Here is a 19,427-nt window from a genome sequence, read left to right on the forward strand (position 1 = left end):
AGCATTTCTTGCTGACACTTTAAAACCGGAGTATTTGAATGAAATTGGTATTTCGCCGTATGTTGGGCGGCACGGGAATTGTTGTTTTTACCTTGTCTTTGACTCAGGTTACATGGGCTCAGTCGACAAGCAGTGATCTGACAGTGTTGCCTGCTGTTGAAGTTTCGGCAGATGCCGAGCCTAAGCCAACAGATGGTTATGTAGCAAAGAAAAGTTTCAGTGCAACCAGGACCGATACTCCTTTGCGTGATGTGCCCCAATCTATCACAGTGGTTACGCAGGACATGATTCGGGATCAGAACATGCTGAGTCTTACCGATGTTGTGCGGTACGTGCCGGGTGTTGTCGCTTCACAAGGAGAGGGTAATCGGGATGCGGTGATTTTCCGTGGCAATAATTCGACGGGTGATTTTTTTGTCGATGGCTTGCGCGATGACGTTCAATACTATCGTGATCTTTACAACATAGATCGCGTTGAGGTGTTGAAGGGTTCCAACGGGATGATTTTTGGGCGTGGTGGTGCGGGCGGGGTGATCAATCGCGTTACCAAAGAGGCTGATTGGACGCCAGTCAGAGAGTTTACCGGACAATTTGGATCTTTTGGCCATAAACGGTTTACTGCTGATATAGGGCAACCGATCAACAGTATGGTTTCCACCCGGCTCAATGCGATGTACGAACATTCGGACAGCTATCGGGATGGAGTCGAACTGAAACGCTGGGGGATAAATCCGACGGCCACCTTCATGTTGAGCGAGAAAACCAAAGTTGTATTGAGTGGGGAATATTTCTACGATCGTAGAACAGCAGATCGAGGTATTCCTTCATACGTGAATTCTGGTCGGCCGGTAGATATTGATCGATCCACATTTTTCGGCAATCCGGACGACAGTCCGACGCATGTAGATGCCTGGTCGCTTAATTCCCTGATTGAGCATACGTTTGACAGCGGTATTAAGTTACGTAACCGTACCCGTTACGCGAATTATGACAAGTTTTATCAGAATGTATTTGCGAGCGGACAAGCAACAGCTGAGGATGCAACAGGCACCGTATCCTTAGGGGCTTATAACGACGCAACCAAGCGGGAAAACATATTTACGCAGACAGATGTACTGTTCAAGCTGGATACATGGGGAATAGGGCATGAATTCATGACTGGCGTAGAATATGGCCGTCAGGTGACAGACTACTCTCGTAATAACGGTTATTTCAATAATACCAGCCGAAGTACAAAAGTATCTTTCCTAAACCCGGTTACGCACACGCCTATAACGTTCAGACCAGATGTTTCGAGAGACAATCATGGTGTAATCGAAGCAATAGGCGTCTATGCCCAGGATCAGATTACAATCATCCCGCAGGTTAAGGCAGTGTTGGGTATTCGTTACGATAATTTTGATGCCACTTTTGTGAATAATCATAGCGGTGAGAAAGTGCATTCCAGTGATGGGTTGATTTCTCCACGTGTGGGGTTGATCTATAAACCGATAGAACCCCTTTCCATCTACGGTAATTACAGTTTGGCTTACGTACCACGTGCGGGTGATCAATTGGGTTCTCTTTCGCTGAGTAATAAAGCATTGAAGCCGGAAAAATTCATGAACCTGGAATTGGGAGCAAAATGGGATATTCGTCCTGATCTGGCATTGACGGCAGCGTTGTATCAGCTTGACCGCAGCAATGTGATAGCGACCGATCCGACCGATCCGGGAGGTACGAAGAGCATGTTAGTAGATGGACAACGTGCTCGAGGAGCGGAGATAGGGCTTACAGGGCGAATAACTCCGCAGTGGAGCGTGATGGGGGGGTATGGTTACACTGATGCGGAGATTACAAAAAATATTACAGGCGCAACGAAAGGAGCGGCTGTAGCTCAGGTGCCAAAGCATACAGTCAGTGTCTGGAATCGTTATGATTTTACATCTTATCTTGGGCTTGGTTTAGGGGTAGTCCATCGCAGCAGCATCTATGCGTCAGTCGATAATACGGTACTGTTACCAAGCTATACGCGTCTTGATGCCGCGGTATTCGTGCAGCCCCACAAGAATCTTCGTATCCAGGCCAATATTGAGAATTTGGCGAATGTCGACTATGCCGCATCAGCGCATAATAATAACAATATTATGCCCGGGGCGCCCCGCATCTTCCGTTTGACGGCAATTGCGAACTTTTAGGAAAGTGCTGAATAAACCCGAAGCCATCTGCTTTGGATAAAATGCGCTTACCTGTAATACTCCGGGCTCAAGAATTAAGCAGCTCACTAAGGAACCACTGATTCAATCCCAATGCGACTCATGGAGGACTTGATCAGAGGTTCTTTAGTTTTATACCCCGATGATACCGCTATCCTCACGGGTAATGACAACCGTTGCCGAGCGGGGACGCGCCCCGGTAGGATTAGCAACAACCTCCGCATCCCCCGGATGTCTGAATACTGCACCACTATCCGGCCAGTTACTGGTGAACTGGTTGGGCTGTGAGCGATCACCCGGATGCTGGAAGTTGATAAACAGATTTTTACCATCCGGCGTTGAGGTAATCCCCGTTACTTCCTGATCATTCGGTCCACTCATGAAACGCTTGATTTCTCCTGTAATCGGATTGGCCGCCAACATTGAGTTCGCGCCAAAAGGGCCACTGCCTTGCTGAGAACCACTCATATCAGTCTGAATCCAAAGAATACCATTCTGATCAAACCACAATCCATCAGGACTGGCAAAAGTATTGTCCTGAGTCAGAGCAGGACCATTCTGCCCCGGTAAAACTTGACCTTCTCCTTCGGGACCTCCCAAAACAAAAATATCCCACTCGAATTTGGTTGCCCATGACTGATTGCCTTGCTCTCTCCAGCGGATGATATGACCATACGGATTGGGACTGCGCGGGTTGGGCGCATCAGTTGTGGTCCGATTGCTGTTATTGGTCAACGTCATATACACCTCCCGGGTTTGGGGATGAACCGCCCCCCATTCCGGTCGATCCATTTTGGTTGCGCCAACAACATCTGCCGCCAGGCGTGTATTAACCAGCACATCGGCCTGATCAACAAAGAAAATGCCTTTGTTGATTGCCGTGACGCGGAAAAAACGGTCATTAATGTCCAGCGGCAGCCACTCTCCGGTACCATCGTCATTGAAGCGGGCGACATACAGCGTGCCTTCATCCAGGATATCGCCGTTAACATGCTTATTCTTGTTGTAACGTGCTTTGGTGACAAACTTATAAATGTATTCATTCTGTGAATCATCACCAGCGTAAAAAACAATAGGTTTGCCATTTTTCGGAGGAGCAAGCAGACAGCCTTCATGTGCAAAACGACCCATAGCAGTGCGCTTGACGGGTCTGCTGTTCGGATCAAACGGATCAATTTCTACAATCCAGCCATGCGTATTGGGCTCGTTACGATAATCTTCGATAGCGCTATTGCCTTTTACTGACGCATCGAAACGAATATACTCATCTGCTCTCCCTTGTGCCGTTTCCCAGCGATAGCGCCCGGTACTTTGACTCACGCCATAGCGGCTGTGCTCTCTCGGAAGACCGGTGTGATTCACAAAATAACCTGCCCAGTTCTCCTCACAAGTCAGATAGGTTCCCCATGGAGTGTATCCGTTGGCACAATTATTAAAGGTACCGCGGGTTGCCGTACCCGTTGGGCTGTACTTGGTTCTAACCAGATCGCTGCCCCGGACAGGTCCCCGGATTTCCGCCGGAGTGTCAGCTGTGATGCGGCGGTTATAGGCTCCTCTCACGACGTTCCATTGACCGCCGGCTGATCCTTTTTTAATTTCAACTACACTGATACCGTGGGCCGCAACTTCCTTTCTGACTTCATCATCAGGCCACTGATCGTTTGCCAAAGTTGCTCCACCAGGATGAAATACATTTCCATCTATGTATTCATGGTTAACACATAATAAACCGTGATCGTTCGGATTATCCCGGAATGGGAAATAATGCATACCGTCATGATTCGAGCCAATTTGCTGTTCCTGCTCTTCCCCGGTATTGCCATCCGGATTGAACTCAGGATAGTCACCGGTAATTGGTGTACCCCAGGGAATCAGGGCCTGAGCCTTATAACCATGCGGAATGGTAGCAGTATCCGAACGAGTAATCGGGATCGCACTGAAATTCAATTTTGGATTCAGAGCAGCAGAGGGTCTGGATGATATTGCTGGCTCGGGCGTGAAAGGATGTTTTTCGATACCCATTCCTTTCACTAATTCTGGCAGACCTAATACACCAGCAACCGCCAGTCCGAAGCCTCCGGCTAAAACTTCACGACGGGATAATCTTCTTTCCAGAATAGACGAGAAATGAGCATTCTCTGAATGATTGCTCATGGGCTCATCGCCATTATCAGTTTCGATCTTGCATATTTGTGTGTCATCCATGGCATTTCCTTTCTAATTTATGGTCAAGGTACTGCCACCGTAAACAATAAAAGTTAAGTTATTATGAAGATCATATTTCAAACACATAAATTACAACGCTGTTTGTTTAGTGCTTCCCAAATAACCAGAATACGATACACAATATTAACCTGCAGATAAAAAGTGTAATATTTGTATGCCATACTCAACCACGATGACCCGGTTGAGTTGGTCATGGTGTGGGTCTGGTGATGATCAGCAACTACACTTGGTGTTGCACCAGATGCACGTGGATATTTCAAGATTTAAATTGGAGGAATCATGGCAGAATTGATCGTGGTTGGCTTTGAGAAGATTGATACGGCGGATCAGGTACTGCAGAAGTTACGCAGCCTTAAGCAGGAATACCTGATTGATCTGGAAGATGCGGTAGTGGTAACCCGCAACCAGGAAGGCAAGGTTGACCTGAAGCAGAGCATCAACCTGGTCAGTCTGGGTGCTTCCTCTGGATTGGCTTCTGGTGGCCTGTTCGGCGCCTTTATCGGCTTGCTGTTCTTTAACCCGCTGGCCGGCCTGGTCATCGGTGGAGCGGTAGGCGCCGGGGCGGGTGCATTGTCCGGTGCGCTGTCCGATTATGGTATCAATGATGACTTCATCAAGTCGCTGGGCAAAACCCTGCCAGCAAATTCCTCCGCCCTGTTCGTGCTGGTGCGTAAGGCTCAACCGGAAAAGGTGCTGGCCGAGTTATCCGGTCTGGAAGGTACGGTGCTGAAAACCTCGCTGTCCCCTGACCAGGAGAAGCGCTTGCAACAGGCACTGGCCAACAGTCTCACGGCTGAGTAATTTCATTCCCAAATCAAGAGTGGCATGAAGGCGAGCTGCAGACAGTGTCAATAATACGGCAAGGTGAAGCCGATAAAGTCAGTTTTGATTTGGAAATGGAATAAGCAATTGCATTGCCGTGAGTGAAGTAATGCGAAAGGTATGCTTTGCCTGTCGTCCAGGACCAGTGCGGGAGCCTGGCTCTGGACTTGCAATAACGAGCGATCCAACATAGCCTTGGGCGGCATTGCCTCCAGACAGAAATCAGTCCATCATTTTTTAGCGAATTCTACTGCTGCGTACTGTTAGAAACGGAGATTGCCGGAGGATTATCCAGGCTGCCATTTTCTCTGCGCAAGCAGAATATCCCACTTTCACCCAGAACTTATTTCATCATTTCTATTTGATGAACCGGGTAAATTTTCTACTCGCAATGTCCGTTTTTGTAGCATACGAAGCATCCAGTAGACAGCCAAACCTGCAAAAATATGTTTGAGCGTATGACCACTCACGATCTGACCAAGTTGGTAGATTTCCCTATCTAAAATTTCTGCCAGCTTGGCCAAACCATAAAGCGCAATCACGCCATAGATATCTGAGCCTCGTGTATAACGCGATGGAAATAAAATCGCCAATAACACAATCAGTAGTATCGAACAGAACTGAACTACAATATAAAAATTCAGATTTCCAATACCTTGCTGTTCACTCCAGTACCAATACACTACGCTGGTAATCCCAATCATGATTAGCACAGGCAATATCCGTAAGCCCAGCCTGACCCCAATGCGCTCAGTTACGGTTGCTGCTAATAAAGACATGATTCCTATCGCAATTGGTAACCGATCCCAAAACAAAGTACTGTTCTCTGGCCCCCAGTGGTAATAAACCGATCCAATACTTACCATCAGGACGCTTGTAAAAATGGCCAAATATGACCAGCATTCCGATGTAACAGCAAAGGTTTTTTGTACAGATAACGCGGATACTCGTTTCAGGAAAACCAAACCTGCCATGCCCACAAACAAAAAAATCAAATTCGAAGCGACATTGAAAAAATTAGGTATGAGCCAGAAAGAGCGCTGATCAGCAAATTGATGATATACAGAAGGTTGCGATATGGGTGGCAAGATCGCCGCAACCAGGAGTGCTGTGAAAAAAACGCCCAGCAGTATATAAAATCGAACTTTCATAGCTTTCAGCACAGATCATAAAATCATCTTTCAGATAAACTCGGAGCTGACATTTATTTTGGGAAAACGGGTTTACCTGTAATGCCCTGGATTGTCATTGAATCAGAAGCTCTTTAATCCAAGATATTTAACAAACGGATCAAAATCTCGATCCGAATATAGAAGCGGTAATTGATGTTCTATGCAGTAGGTCGCGATAATGACATCATTTGTTTTACGAACCGTAATTCCTTTTTTACGCAATGTCCGATAATTTTCGGCACATCGTTCAACCATAGTGCTATTTAAAATAGAGTATTGATCAAGTTTCGCTAAACGATCCCTTGCCCGCACATAGTCTTTGTCGTTTTTAAACCCCTGTAGAACTTCCAGGAAGATCAAATCAGCAATTGCCACGATGCCAGCGAAAAGGGCAGCATCCAGTTCATCTGTGTGCGCATTAATATTGCCGTTAACGTAATCAATCCAGACACTGGTATCAACCAATATCATTTGCCTCCTCTCATTTCATCCAGGTCGCCTTCCCACTTAAGCTTGCCTCTCAATTCACGGATGGCTTGCTGGTTGCTGCGTTGTATTATCAGCTTAAGTCCTTGTTCTACAACTTCTTTTTTTGTAGAAAGACCACTTGCCTTAATTGCTTCGGACATCAGTTCATCGTCAATTACAATGTTAGTTCTCATAGGGCATTGATGTGTATATAAACAATTAATTATACACATCCTGAAACAGGAAGAATATAAAGAGCTCCACAGCCTGTTTGTTCTTGCTAATTTGTTTTTCTGTAGATGAATGATTTGTGTCTTGATCAGGCAATTTACTCTGGGATCCGATCGGAGGTTCCCTTAAGTAATTCAAAATCGCTCTTGGCGAATTGCTTGATCTCTATGGTTCTGAAGATAGTGCAGTACGGCCTGCCTCGATCCTCTGAAACACGGATTGACCTGGCGGCGTTGCAGGGAGCCGAGATACAACGGGTCATAGTAGTATTTCACCAGTTTTGTGATCCAAATCCTGTTTGATTGAATTTCATTTCTGTTCAGAAAGTCGGATCGTGCGTTTTCCAGATCCTGTGATATTTCCTGAAACCGGACACCTCCCAGTTTTTTGCTGATCGCCCGCAAGGCAGCAGCGTACTTGTCGAATAACAGCAACGCTTGCTGATGCAGTATTGTCTGAATTTCCGTCGCTGAAGCCAGGGGTTGCATTATGCGTCGGGCCTGTTGTGTCTGACCGATCGGGGTGGCGAGAATATAGTCCTCAAAAATATTATCTACTCTGCTTTCAAGCGGCTCATCCACCCAGATGATTTCGGAACGGCGCATATGCTCGAAGAAACCGGCGGGTAAATATACCTTGCCAGTGTGCCGGCTTTCATCTTCCACCAGCACTTCTTTCATTGTGGGCTCCATCCGGATAGCGTGCTCCAGTTTAAGCAGATTGACTGCCAGCTGATTTTCAAAATCGATTTGTGTGGGCTGGGGGGCTGGCATGCCTCCAAAGGCCGAACCGCGATGCCGGGCGAGCGCCTCGATATCAAGCGCCGGGTAACTGTTCTTAATCTCCTGAATCAACCGGGTTTTGCCGCTGCCCGTCGGCCCGGTAATCACCAGCAATGTGTGGTGTTGACTGAACCGGTCAATTGTGTTGATCAGAAACTGTCGCGCCCGTTTGTAGCCACCAGTGATCAGGGGCCTGTCGACGCTGGCATCCCTCAGCCACTGTTGTGTGATCTGTGAACGCTTGCCGCCGCGGAAACAATACAGTATGACTTGAGGATGCTGCTGGATGAAATCAAGCCACTGTTGCAGACGATTGTGTTTGACCGGGCCCGAAATCATTTCGTAGCCCAGCTTGACAGCCGCTTCGGAACCCTGTTGTTTGTAGGTGGTACCGACGAGTGCACGCTCCTCATCCCTGAGGATAGGCAGATTAACTGCGCCGGGCAGGGATCCCTGCATGAATTCGACAGGCGCACGCACGTCGATGAGCGGCGTATCTGCGATGAACAAAGCAGTCAATTCATCGATGTCGATGTCCGGATTATGCAAATCGCACCGCTTTGTCTTGACGTGGTTGAACCGTTCCCACCATCACAGCAGATTTAAATCGGTTGTGCAGTGCCTGCAGCATGGGCTGGCTGGCTTCAGGTGCAACGCTTAATAACAGGCCTCCACTGGTTTGCGGATCGTGGATCAGGAGTTTGTGCAGCGCATTCAGCTTTGAATCATCGATGTGTGGTGTGGTGTATTCCGCATTTGTCCGGTGTGCCTTGGTCAGGAAACCGCTTTCCAGGCAGTGGAAAGCCTTATCAAACCGGGGAAGACTGTTGATTTCAATGCTGAGGGTGACATTGCTGGCATTTGCCAGTTGCATGGTGTGGCCGGAAAAACCGAAGCCGGTAACATCGGTAGCGGCGTGGACGGCAGCCTGCAAATCCGGCGACAGGGAGTCGATGGCATTATTGAGGGTTGTCATACTGTTGAGCGCATCAACGATGTCTTTCTCTTGCAGTTGTTGCCGTTTGATCCCGGCGGTCAGGGTACCTGTCCCCAGTGCCTTGGTCAGAATCAGATGATCTCCCGGCCGTGCGCCGGTGTTGGTCCATACCTGATGTGGATTGACAAATCCGGTGACCGACAGGCCGAACTTCAGCGTATCGTCATCAATCGAGTGGCCGCCCACAAAATTGGCGCCGGCCTCGGCAATCTTATCGCTGGCGCCTTGCAGGACATCGACAATGACATGTTCGGGCAGCACAGCCAGCGGAAATGCCAGAATACCCATGGCGGTTACCGGCCTGCCGCCCATGGCATACACATCACTGAGTGCATTGGCAGCAGCAATTTCACCAAAAAGCTGCGGAGTATCGACAATGGGTGTGAAAAAATCCAGCGTTTGCACCAGCGCAGTTGCTTCATTGATCTTGTAGATGGCCGCATCGTCGAAATACCGGCCATCCACCATCAATGCAGGGTGTGCGGTCGGAAAGCTGATTTGCTGCAGAATCTGGCGCAGTTCCGTTGCTGCCACCTTGGCGGCACATCCGCCTTTTTGTACCGTCTGGGTCAGTGCAATTTTTTCTGAGGGCATGGTTGTTCTCAAGGGAAAGCTTTTTTCAGGAAAAAGAAAGTATAACCTCGGGTGCTGTGGCTGGATGCATCCAATAGCCGGATTCAGGTTGAAAAACTATCCATTTTGTAAAAACAGGCTCAAAATGCGCATATGAGCAGATATAGACGCTGTTTGACAATCTTGTGCCATTTTTCATCGGCAATAGTGCACTGACGTGAAAAAATCTCTTCCTGAAACTCACCTGGTTCCTGACGATTCTGAATGCTGGCGGCTGTGCGGTGATGAACAAGAACATTCCTGGCTGGGCGCAATACCGTAATCCGGATCAAGGGCATGCATTTCAGCTGACACACCGGAGTGTTGGCGCTGGTGATCCGGTCTTGCTGATCCATGGCTTCGGTGCGAGCAGCTATAGCTGGCGGTATGTAATTGAACCACTGGCGCAGCAATACCGGGTCATCACGCTTGATTTAAAAGGCTTTGGTGATTCACCCAAACCACGTGATGACGCCTATTCCGTGTATGAGCAGGCCAGGCTGGTCAGAAACTTTATCCTTGAAAATAATCTGAAGCGTTTGCATATCGTTGGGCATTCCTACGGGGGTGGGGTCGCGCTGGTGACATCGATTTATTTATCTGCATCCCATCCCGGTCTGCAAAAGAGCCTGGTGCTCATCGACAGCATGGCCTATCCACAAGCACTTCCCGATTTCATAAAAATACTCGCAACCCCGGTGCTTGGACCCCTGGTAACGTATGGTCTGCCTGATGCCTTTCAGGTGAAGAATCTTTTGCAGAAAGTGTATTTTGATGATGCGCTCATCCCACAGGACGCCATCGATCACTATGCGACTGACCTGGGCAAACCAGGTGCAAAATACGCCTTGCTTGCCACCGCGAGGCAAATATTGCCCCCTGATTTGCAGCAATTTGTAAAGAACTATGCTCGTCTGGCTGTTCCCACCCTGATTGTCTGGGGCAAAGAAGATGAAATTGTACCTCTGGCTATCGGCAAACGCCTGCACGACACGCTGCCTAACTCAGAACTTGTTATTTTGGATGCTGTCGGTCACGCAGTTCAGGAAGAGAAGCCCTCCCTGCTGCTACCTTATTTATTGCATTTTCTTGCGATTGAATCACTGGCATCAAGGGTTTTTAGATGATCTCAGCTATTGCTGAGATATTAAAGAAAATAACTAATGCTGACCCGTTAGGCTGCCATGGCTGATTGAGCCAAGGCAGTGGCCGCCTGGTGCTGTGGGATCAAAGGGGTGGCAAGTAGTATAATAAGATTTTGTGGTTTCCAGTAAACGGGTTAATCCGCCTTGCTATGGGTGATTTTTCATGCCTTTTCTGACACTCGACAATGCCTGCCTGGCCTTTGGCCACCATGCCTTACTCAATCACGCTGCGCTGCAACTTGATCCGGGCGAGCGGGTCGGGCTGATCGGCCGTAACGGTACCGGGAAATCCAGTTTGCTACGTGCTTTGGCGGGAGAAATCAAGCTGGATGATGGGCAATTATGGGTGGCGCCTGGCATAAGTGTCGCCCATATTCTGCAGGAGCCGGTGCTGGATGAAAGTGGGACGGTGTTTGCCGAAGTGGCACGTGGTCTGGGAGCATTGTCACAAACGCTGCTGGAGTATCACGAAGTTTCTCATGCGCTGGGAGAGGCGGGTGCCGATACCGAAGATCTGCTTGATCGTATGCAATCCCTGCAGGGAGTGTTGGAAGCACAAGATGGCTGGAACATCCATCATAAGGTGCAAACAGCGATTAACCGACTGGAGCTATCCGAAGATGCAATCGTGGGGACTTTGTCGGGAGGAGGCAGAAAACGGGTGGCGCTGGCACGGGCGCTGGTTGTCTCGCCGGATGTGTTGCTGTTGGATGAGCCGACCAATCACCTGGATTTTTCATCGATCGAATGGCTGGAGGAAATGCTGCTGGGTTTTTCCGGTAGTGTGATTTTCATAACCCACGACCGCCGTTTTCTGGATAACGTGGCGACTCGCATCATTGAGTTGGATCGTGGTGAATTGAGGAGCTTTCCGGGTAATTTTTCTGCTTATCAGCAGAAAAAGGCGGAACAGCTGGAAACTGAGGCGGTGCATAACCGGAAATTCGATAAGGTGCTGGGGCAGGAGGAAGCCTGGATACGCAAGGGAATTCAGGCCAGGCGAACTCGTAATGAAGGCCGGGTACGGAGGCTGGAAGCATTACGACTGGAGCGCGCTGCCCGGAGGGACCGGATCGGCAATGTCAGCTTCCGGGTGGATGCAGGACAGCATTCCGGGCAGCTGGTTGCGGAACTGGCGCATGTAACCAAGCGCTACGGAGACAAAACCGTTATTCGAGATTTTTCCTGCCGCATTATGCGAGGCGATCGTGTCGGGTTGCTGGGTCCTAATGGTGTCGGCAAATCTACCTTGCTGAAATTGATACTGGGTGAGCTGCAGCCAGATTCCGGAACGATACGGCTGGGTACCAAGTTATCCATAGCCTATTTTGACCAGTTGCGGGCACAATTGGATGAGGACATGACGCTGATTGATTCGATCAGCCAGGGTTCGGAGTTTATCGAGATCGACGGTGCCCGCCGGCATGTCATCAGTTATCTGGAAGATTTTCTGTTTCCACCCCAGCGTGCCCGCTCCCCCGTAAAATCACTGTCCGGCGGTGAGCGTAACCGGTTGCTGCTTGCCCGCTTGTTTACGCACCCGGCCAATGTGCTGGTTCTGGATGAACCGACCAATGATCTGGATATCGAGACACTTGAATTGCTGGAAACCTTGTTGCAGGAATATAGCGGTACACTTTTTCTGGTGAGCCACGACCGTGCCTTTATTGATAATGTGGTCACCCAGGCCATCGTATTCGAGGGAGATGGATATCTGCGTGAATATGTGGGGGGGTATCAGGAATGGCTGCAATCCAGATCAGACGCAAAAACATTGCAGCAGGAAGCCAGTGGTTCTGTTGGGCCGGCGATCAAGCCTGCTCAGGCCAGGAAAGACAAATTGTCCGATTCTACCGGATTGAACTATCAGGAAACTAAAGAACTGGAAGCGTTGCCGGGAAAAATCGATACGCTTGAAAAAGAGCAGATAGTGGTCAGCCGGAAATTGAGTGATCCTGTTGTTTATAAAAATAACCATGATCTTGCAATGGTATTACAGGCGCGTGCTACTGAGCTGGAAGAGGTGCTTGCGGCACACTATTCCCGTTGGGAGGCGCTGGAAAACAAACGTTCCATGGCGGAAACGAGACACAGGGAAAACGGATAAAAATAATAGAAAATGAATTTCCCTATACACAACAGGGACATAGCTACAACCTTCATTGACTAAACAACACTCATCGTTTAAAGTGCGCTTTTTTGAGAGGAGGATGCAAAAGTGAAAAAGGCAGCTGCCGTTAAACTACTTATCGCTTCTGGCATGATTCTGTCGTTTTCTGGCGTGGCAGATGCGACCGGAAATACAGATTCGGTCAAGAGCAAGATCGCCATGTGCCAAGGCTGCCATGGGATTGAAGGATATCGTACCGCATATCCGTTTGTTTACCACGTACCAAAACTGGGTGGACAACACCTGCCTTACCTGGTCAAGGCACTGAAAGATTACAGATCCGGAGAGCGCAATCACCCGACAATGGTTGGTATTGCAGGAACACTTTCCGATGAGGATATTGATGCTCTGGCTGCCTATTACGCCGATAATTAATCATTCTTCTTAATCCAGGGAATATAAATACATGAAAAGCTATTTTGTAGCCGCAGTGAGCGGAGTGATGTTTCTTCTGTCGGGGCAGGTGATTGCAGCAGATATCGATGCTGGCAAAAAGAAAGCCGAAGAAGTTTGTTCATCCTGTCATGGTGTAGATGGCAATAGCCCGGTGCCGATGTTTCCGAAAATTGGCGGCCAGCCCAGAACCTATATCGCAAAAGTATTGAAAGATTACAAATCAGGCGCGCGTAAAGACCCGGTTATGGCAGGTATGTCAGCTGCCCTGAGTGCAGATGACATCGAAAATCTGGCGTTTTATTATTCCAGTCAGTCAGGCCTGCAAGTCAAAAGATAGTACGTCTGAGTTATCCTGTTACGGAAGCTGTGAGCGGAATGTGCCTGATATCGGGTACATTCCGCTTTTTTATTTGTTTCCGATTTGCCTGTTCATGCATTCCAGATAAATCCCGGCATCCGGCGGAGATTGATTGCGCTGTGACTGCCAGAGCATTTCTGCAAGGCATTCCATTGCATGATGCATTGCCTCGTGCTCATCTCCTTGTAGTCTAGTTTTTAGTTGTTCGAAACGCTGAAGAATACCGGTTGGCTGATTGATCGCAAGCTGTTCTCGGATGGCGACGTGCATGCTCATGTGCAAAAAAGGATTTGTTTCTCCCAGTTCAGGTGGAAAGTCCTTGTCGAGATACCGCTCAGTATCCTTCAGCATAGAATGGTATTCCGGGTGCTGCAGGATGACTTCCACTGCGATAGTTTCCATGCCGGATAGGGGCTCCTTGTGCTGATATTTTTGCCAGGTATCAAAAAATAGCCGGCGTGCCTGATCTCTTGATGGATTGAACATTGCTGCAGATCTTGTAAAGGGTGATACCAGAAAGTAACTAGACAACTCTGTCTGTCATCATACACTGAAGAAAACATGATTTCCGGTAAAGGTGGAGCTGCGTAATTTTAACCTGATTTGTGAGGGATGCATGAATATCCCAGCCCCGGTTTTTTCTGTATCCCCTGATTTGATCGGTAGATTTGAAGTATTTAACTTTCTTGATCGGTGGAGTATAGTGAACACAAAAATATTTGTGTTTTCTGTCAACGGATAGTTTTTATGATGAGTCAGGTATCGCGTGCACTTGCCCCCGTTTTGTTTTTGCCGCACGGTGGTGGGCCGTTACCCCTTCTGGGTGACAAGGGGCATGAAAAGATGGTTGCTTTCCTGAAAGAGATTGCGGTCAAACTGAAAGAGCCATCCGCTATTCTGATCATCAGTGCTCACTGGGAAGAGGAACAGGCCACGATAACGAGCAGTGATCAGCCTGGAATAATTTACGATTACTATGGGTTTCCTGCCGAAGCTTATGAAATTCAATACCCGGCACCGGGCAATCCCCAGCTGGCGAATGAAATTTATGCGCTACTGACAGCGAGTGGTGCGCCAGCGAGACTTGATAAGCAGCGTGGTTTCGATCACGGGATGTACGTACCGCTTAAACTGATGTTTCCACAAGCCCGGATTCCCTGTGTTCAGCTATCGCTGCTGAAAAATCTGGATTCCCGTATGCATATTGCTCTTGGCAAAGCTATTGCGTCTTTGCGAAGCAAGGATATTCTGATTATCGGCTCAGGTATGTCATTTCACAATTTGAAGGTATTTTTCTCGAGTACGATTGACAGTAACAGAGAAAATGAGGCATTTGATGACTGGCTGATTGAAACATGCACTCATTCAGAGATTTCATCCGAAGAGCGCGAACAACGATTAATCGAATGGGAAAAAGCTCCTTCTGCCCGGTTTTGTCATCCAAGAGAGGAGCATTTATTGCCTTTGCATGTTTGTTATGGCGTCGCTTGTGCTGCTGCTCCAGTAGCGCAGACTGTATTTAATGACGAGATTATGGGTAAGAAAGTAACAAGCTTTCTTTGGCAGTAAGTAGTACCGTTGATTATCTGATACATTGAATATGCCTACTTGTTTGCATTGAGCATTGTAGTATTATCAGCTTGAGTCGTAGTGAATCCAAATGGAGAATCTGCATGAAAAGACTAAAATTAAAAGCCTCTGCATTTTTTTTTATTTCTGCAGCCATGCTAATGAACAATGCGTGGTCAGAACAGGAATATAAACCCGATGCGGGTTTTGTATGGAAGGACGGTGCAGAAATTTATGCCAAAGTATGTGCCTATTGCCATGAAGCCAATGTCGGGCCCAAAATCCTTAATCGTGAGCTTCCTGTAGCCTATATTCGTGCGATCGTTCGTAGCGGAATCTTGGCTATGCCTGCTTTTCGATCTTCTGAAATTGATGATGAATCACTGGCAAAGTTGGCAAATTTCATTTCTCAGAAAGCATCTCAGCATTGAAGGAGGTTCTGTGCCATGGATGAAACCCGACGCAACTTTATCAAAGGGATGCTTGCCAGTGGAACCTTTCTGGCATCTGGTATATCTGGTGTTGCCCAGGTGGCATCGGCTGAATCATTTTTCAGCAGCGAGCGGAATTGTCGGCTGTTACTGGGAAATACGGCTGCTGCAGAATCATTTGTAAAAGGTGCGCAATCCGCTTACTCCGGTTGTGGCGGCCATCATTATAGTGCACTGCCGATATTCCAATTCGAGAATGGACGGTCAACCCATTTTCTGCATCTGGCTGATTTGTTGATGCAATCGCGAAATACACGCTGGATTGCCGTTATGGATCATGCCGATGCTGCTATATTTGCTGAATTGGTACGAAATTTTGCGGGACGTATGCTGGCATCCGGCGTGCATGCTTCCATGTCTGATGATCATGCTGCTTTGCCATTGCGCCATGTTTGGGCTACGGCATCACCAACGTACAGCGCGGGAGGGGCACTGGCGTCGATGCTGGCTCAGAACCAATATAGTTTCTCGATTATTGAGCGTTTTCTCGCGCGAGCAGAGGGAGAAAATACAATAAGTGATGCTTCGTTTCCAGAATTTCTGTCTTATCACCTGGCAGACCAGCCCACGGCTCACTTGTATTGTGCTGGCGTATCTCCTCCGGAGGCCAGTCGGCTGCTTGACTGGGAAATATCAAAAGATCAGGAATCTTCATTTTCCCGAGCCATTGCTCTTACTGCCGACCGGAATAGAATGGCAAGTAGTGCGACGATTGAATATCCGCAATCCAGTAACTGGGTTGAAGCTACCGGCTATGCAATTGCAGCAGCTGCACTGGGGATGAGAATAAACCGAGAATCATGTTCCGAGCGCGCATTTGTGTATCGATCGGATCAGCGTTATCGGAATCGTGAAGCATTATTGGGGATGCATTTCGTCTCGTTTGTAATCGACGTATAGAGAGGACACAGTATGGCCAGTAAATATATCGCCTTGCCAAAGGGGGTGTCAGAAAAAGATTTTGATGCAGCCATCGTAAAATTCCGCGAGATACTGGGTAATGATTCTGTGCTTACTAGTGCGGAACAGCTTGCGCCTTATACCAAAACCATGATGCCGGTTTCTGATGCTGAGCATACACTTTCTGCTGCATTGCTGGCGACAACGGTTGAACAGATTCAGAAAATCGTTGCAGTTTGTAATCAGTACAAGGTGCCGATCTGGACGATCTCCACCGGGAAGAATCTGGGCTATGGCTCGGCTGCTCCGGCAGAACGTGGCCAGGTGGTGCTTGATCTCAAGCGCATGAATCGTATCCTTGAAGTGGATAAGGATCTGGCTTTTGCCTTGGTTGAGCCAGGGGTGACCTATCAGCAACTTTACGATTACATCAAAGAGCATAAACTGGGTTTGTGGCTATCCATGCCTGCACCTACGGCTATTGCCGGACCGGTTGGCAATACGCTGGATCGTGGCGTTGGCTATACGCCTTACGGAGAACAATTTTTGTTTGCCTGTGGCATGGAAGTGGTGCTTGCCAACGGTGAGGTATTGCGTACCGGCATGGGTTCGATGCCTAACTCTAACACCTGGCAGGTATTTAAATGGGGATACGGCCCTTATCTCGATGGTATTTTTACACAATCCAACTATGGCATTGTCACCAAATTTGGTTTTTGGCTGATGCCCGCGCCACCAGCGTTCAAGCCATTTGCGATCCAATATCAGCATGAAGAAGATATCGTAGAAATTGTTGAAACAATCCGTCCATTGCGTATCAGCGGAGTCATTCCTAATGCCGTGGTCATCGCCCATGCGCTGTATGAGGCGCCCGTAACAGCCAAGCGCAGTGATTATGTGTCCGGGCCAGGCTCGATCCCAGATGAAGCGGTGCATCGGATCATGAAGGATCATAAACTGGGAATCTGGAATGTGTATGCGGCGCTCTACGGCACCCAGGAACAAATTGATGTGAATTGGAAGATCGTGATGGAAGCATTTTTACGATCAGGCAAGGCTAAAATCCTGACGGAGGAGGAGGTGGCAGAAGATGCTGCGTTTACTTACCGCGCCAAGCTCATGTGCGGAGAAATGACGCTCACTGAGTTTTCGCTGTATAACTGGCGTGGGGGTGGTGGGTCGATGTGGTTTGCGCCAGTTTCTCAAGCGCGTGGCAGCGAAACGCTCAAGCAGATGGCGCTGACCAAGCAGATACTGGCCAAATACGGACTGGATTATTCCGGGGAATTTATCGTTGGTATGCGCGATATGCATCATATCGTCGATGTGCTGTACGACAAAACTGATCCTGAGCAAGTGAAAGCGGCTTACCAGTGTTTCGATGAATTGCTGACCGAGTTTTCTGCACGTGGATATGGGACTTATCGTGTCAATACGGCATTTATGGATAAAGTTGCTGAAACCTATGGCCCGGTACAGAGAAATATTCATAAAACGCTTAAGAAAGCCTTGGATCCCAACGGGATTTTGGCACCCGGAAAATCAGGCATTCGTTAACTTTATTCTGCTTTGTGCAGGAACAGCCATTTCAAAGCGGAGGATATAAATGAAACGAATCAGAGCTGCAGTGATTCACCAGAAAGGCGACCCTTTTCAGATTGAAGATCTGATGCTGGAAGAGCCGCGTGCCGATGAAGTACTGGTGCGCGTCGTAGCAACCGGGATGTGTCATACCGATATGGTGGCTCGCGATCAGCTCTATGATGTGCCGCTTCCGGTAGTTCTCGGGCACGAGGGTTCGGGTGTCGTTGAACAGGTTGGTGAGCGTGTCAAGAAAGTGGCGGTGGGCGATCACGTCGTGCTTACCTACATGTGGTGCGGCCACTGTAGACCCTGTTTGCGTGGTGATCTGACTTACTGCGAGAATTTTTATGCACTGAATTTCGGTGGCGCACGTGAGGACGGCAGTACTTCGACTTATCGGGCAAATGATGCCCGAGAACCGATTCATGATCATTTTTTTGGGCAATCATCATTTGGCACATTTGCACTGGTGCATGAACGCAATGTGATCAAAGTGCCTAAAACTGCACCACTGGAACTGCTTGGGCCACTGGGTTGCGGCATTCAGACGGGTGCCGGGGCAGTTATCAATGCACTCAAAGTCAGCCCCGGGAGTAGCTTTGCGGCATTCGGCGGAGGGGCGGTAGGATTGAGTGCGGTGATGGCGGCGTATGCTGTCGGTGCTACGACGATCATTTCTGTCGATGTGGTTCCTTCACGCTTGGCATTGGCTACAGAACTTGGTGCAACCCATACTATCAATAGTCATGAAGTGGATCCAGTTGAAGCGGTCCACAAGATTACCGGAGGGGGTGCTGATTTCACTTTGGAATCGAGTGGACGCCCGGCCGTATTGCGCCAGGCCATCGATGCACTGGCAATCCGGGGAACATGCGGTATCGTCGGAGCCCCGGCTTTGGGTACGGAAGCAAGTTTTGATGTCAATGGCGTCATGACAGCGGGAAAGCGTGTTATCGGGATCATCGAAGGGGATAGTAAGCCAGATCTCTTCATCCCGGCGCTGGTCGAACTTTACCAACAGGGAAAATTTCCTTTTGATAAACTGGTTAAATTTTATTCTTTTGATCAGATTAACCAGGCTGCTGAAGACAGTGAGAAAGGTGTTACGATTAAACCGATCGTCCGCTTGCAATAATAGATTTATACTGCATTTTGTACTTCGATATCTGCACGGAACTCTACAATAGAGAGTAAAACTCTGCTCTTTTACCTAGTTTCTGACCATTTATCAATGGCCGGTGTGTAACGGGAAGGGACTGGATTGTTTTAGAGTGTGTCAACTCGTGCGACGTGATATGACTGTCAATAT

The 19,427-nt window shown here is 48.4% G+C and carries 18 protein-coding genes; 11 read left to right on the forward strand and 7 right to left on the reverse strand.

Annotated features, from left to right (window positions below; genetic code table 11):
• Positions 1-38 precede the first annotated feature (38 nt).
• Positions 39-2,177 carry a TonB-dependent siderophore receptor gene (locus tag ABO04_RS08350; RefSeq protein ID WP_240141486.1) on the forward strand — a complete coding sequence of 713 codons (2,139 nt, stop codon included), beginning with the start codon at positions 39-41 and terminating at the stop codon, positions 2,175-2,177.
• Between the two features lie 150 nt (positions 2,178-2,327).
• Here ABO04_RS08350 and ABO04_RS08355 read toward each other — a convergent pair whose 3' ends face one another.
• Complete coding sequence (locus ABO04_RS08355; RefSeq protein WP_160810208.1) at positions 2,328-4,400, reverse strand: PhoX family phosphatase; 2,073 nt, start codon at positions 4,398-4,400, stop codon at positions 2,328-2,330.
• Between the two features lie 300 nt (positions 4,401-4,700).
• Here ABO04_RS08355 and ABO04_RS08360 point away from each other — a divergent pair, with 300 nt between their 5' ends.
• Positions 4,701-5,222 (forward strand): DUF1269 domain-containing protein, encoded by a 522-nt coding sequence (locus ABO04_RS08360; protein WP_160810209.1) that lies wholly within the window; start codon positions 4,701-4,703, stop codon positions 5,220-5,222.
• A gap of 353 nt (positions 5,223-5,575) precedes the next feature.
• On the opposite strand, the gene ABO04_RS08365 is transcribed toward ABO04_RS08360, so the two are convergent.
• The 5 genes from ABO04_RS08365 to selD all read right to left on the reverse strand — a co-directional run bounded on the left by ABO04_RS08365 (position 5,576) and on the right by selD (position 9,487).
• Entirely contained in the window at positions 5,576-6,394 is an 819-nt protein-coding gene (locus ABO04_RS08365; protein WP_160810210.1) for an alkaline phytoceramidase, read from the reverse strand.
• A gap of 102 nt (positions 6,395-6,496) precedes the next feature.
• Positions 6,497-6,886 carry a PIN domain nuclease gene (locus ABO04_RS08370; RefSeq protein WP_160810211.1) on the reverse strand — a complete coding sequence of 130 codons (390 nt, stop codon included), beginning with the start codon at positions 6,884-6,886 and terminating at the stop codon, positions 6,497-6,499.
• Entirely contained in the window at positions 6,883-7,077 is a 195-nt protein-coding gene (locus tag ABO04_RS08375) for a type II toxin-antitoxin system VapB family antitoxin (RefSeq protein ID WP_160810212.1), read from the reverse strand. Before ABO04_RS08375 ends, ABO04_RS08370 begins: the two co-directional genes overlap by 4 nt.
• 171 nt (positions 7,078-7,248) lie before the next feature.
• Positions 7,249-8,445 (reverse strand): tRNA 2-selenouridine(34) synthase MnmH, encoded by a 1,197-nt coding sequence (gene mnmH / locus ABO04_RS08380; protein WP_160810213.1) that lies wholly within the window; start codon positions 8,443-8,445, stop codon positions 7,249-7,251.
• A complete protein-coding gene (gene selD / locus ABO04_RS08385; RefSeq protein WP_160810214.1) occupies positions 8,438-9,487 on the reverse strand; it encodes a selenide, water dikinase SelD in 1,050 nt (349 codons plus the stop codon). Before selD ends, mnmH begins: the two co-directional genes overlap by 8 nt.
• 263 nt (positions 9,488-9,750) lie before the next feature.
• On the opposite strand from selD, the gene ABO04_RS08390 reads away from it, so the two are divergent.
• The 4 genes from ABO04_RS08390 (at position 9,751) to ABO04_RS08405 (ending at position 13,553) form a co-directional block, all read left to right on the forward strand.
• Entirely contained in the window at positions 9,751-10,632 is an 882-nt protein-coding gene (locus tag ABO04_RS08390; RefSeq protein WP_160810215.1) for an alpha/beta hydrolase, read from the forward strand.
• A gap of 181 nt (positions 10,633-10,813) precedes the next feature.
• The gene (locus ABO04_RS08395) at positions 10,814-12,757 is read left to right on the forward strand and encodes an ATP-binding cassette domain-containing protein (RefSeq protein WP_160810216.1); all 1,944 of its coding nucleotides are present in this window, start codon (positions 10,814-10,816) and stop codon (positions 12,755-12,757) included.
• Positions 12,758-12,910: 153 nt separating this feature from the next.
• Positions 12,911-13,195 (forward strand): cytochrome c, encoded by a 285-nt coding sequence (locus ABO04_RS08400; protein ID WP_160810307.1) that lies wholly within the window; start codon positions 12,911-12,913, stop codon positions 13,193-13,195.
• Positions 13,196-13,226: 31 nt separating this feature from the next.
• Positions 13,227-13,553 (forward strand): cytochrome c, encoded by a 327-nt coding sequence (locus tag ABO04_RS08405; RefSeq protein ID WP_160810217.1) that lies wholly within the window; start codon positions 13,227-13,229, stop codon positions 13,551-13,553.
• 69 nt (positions 13,554-13,622) lie between these two features.
• Here ABO04_RS08405 and ABO04_RS08410 read toward each other — a convergent pair whose 3' ends face one another.
• A complete protein-coding gene (locus tag ABO04_RS08410; RefSeq protein ID WP_160810218.1) occupies positions 13,623-14,060 on the reverse strand; it encodes a DUF1841 family protein in 438 nt (145 codons plus the stop codon).
• 261 nt (positions 14,061-14,321) lie between these two features.
• Here ABO04_RS08410 and ABO04_RS08415 point away from each other — a divergent pair, with 261 nt between their 5' ends.
• From ABO04_RS08415 to ABO04_RS08435, 5 genes are all read left to right on the forward strand, one after another.
• On the forward strand, positions 14,322-15,143 hold the full coding sequence (locus ABO04_RS08415) for a class III extradiol ring-cleavage dioxygenase (protein ID WP_160810219.1): 822 nt from the start codon (positions 14,322-14,324) through the stop codon (positions 15,141-15,143).
• A 104-nt stretch (positions 15,144-15,247) separates the two neighbouring features.
• Positions 15,248-15,574, forward strand: a complete 327-nt coding sequence (locus tag ABO04_RS08420) for a cytochrome c (protein ID WP_160810220.1) — start codon at positions 15,248-15,250, stop codon at positions 15,572-15,574.
• Positions 15,575-15,589: 15 nt separating this feature from the next.
• Positions 15,590-16,534: a hypothetical protein gene (locus ABO04_RS08425; protein ID WP_160810221.1), complete on the forward strand. Its 945-nt coding sequence runs from the start codon at positions 15,590-15,592 to the stop codon at positions 16,532-16,534.
• 12 nt (positions 16,535-16,546) lie between these two features.
• Positions 16,547-18,091 carry an FAD-binding oxidoreductase gene (locus ABO04_RS08430; protein WP_160810222.1) on the forward strand — a complete coding sequence of 515 codons (1,545 nt, stop codon included), beginning with the start codon at positions 16,547-16,549 and terminating at the stop codon, positions 18,089-18,091.
• Between the two features lie 49 nt (positions 18,092-18,140).
• The gene (locus ABO04_RS08435) at positions 18,141-19,253 is read left to right on the forward strand and encodes an NAD(P)-dependent alcohol dehydrogenase (protein ID WP_160810223.1); all 1,113 of its coding nucleotides are present in this window, start codon (positions 18,141-18,143) and stop codon (positions 19,251-19,253) included.
• Positions 19,254-19,427 lie beyond the last annotated feature (174 nt).

Source organism: Nitrosomonas sp. HPC101 (assembly GCF_009833125.1).
Lineage (GTDB): Bacteria > Pseudomonadota > Gammaproteobacteria > Burkholderiales > Nitrosomonadaceae > Nitrosomonas.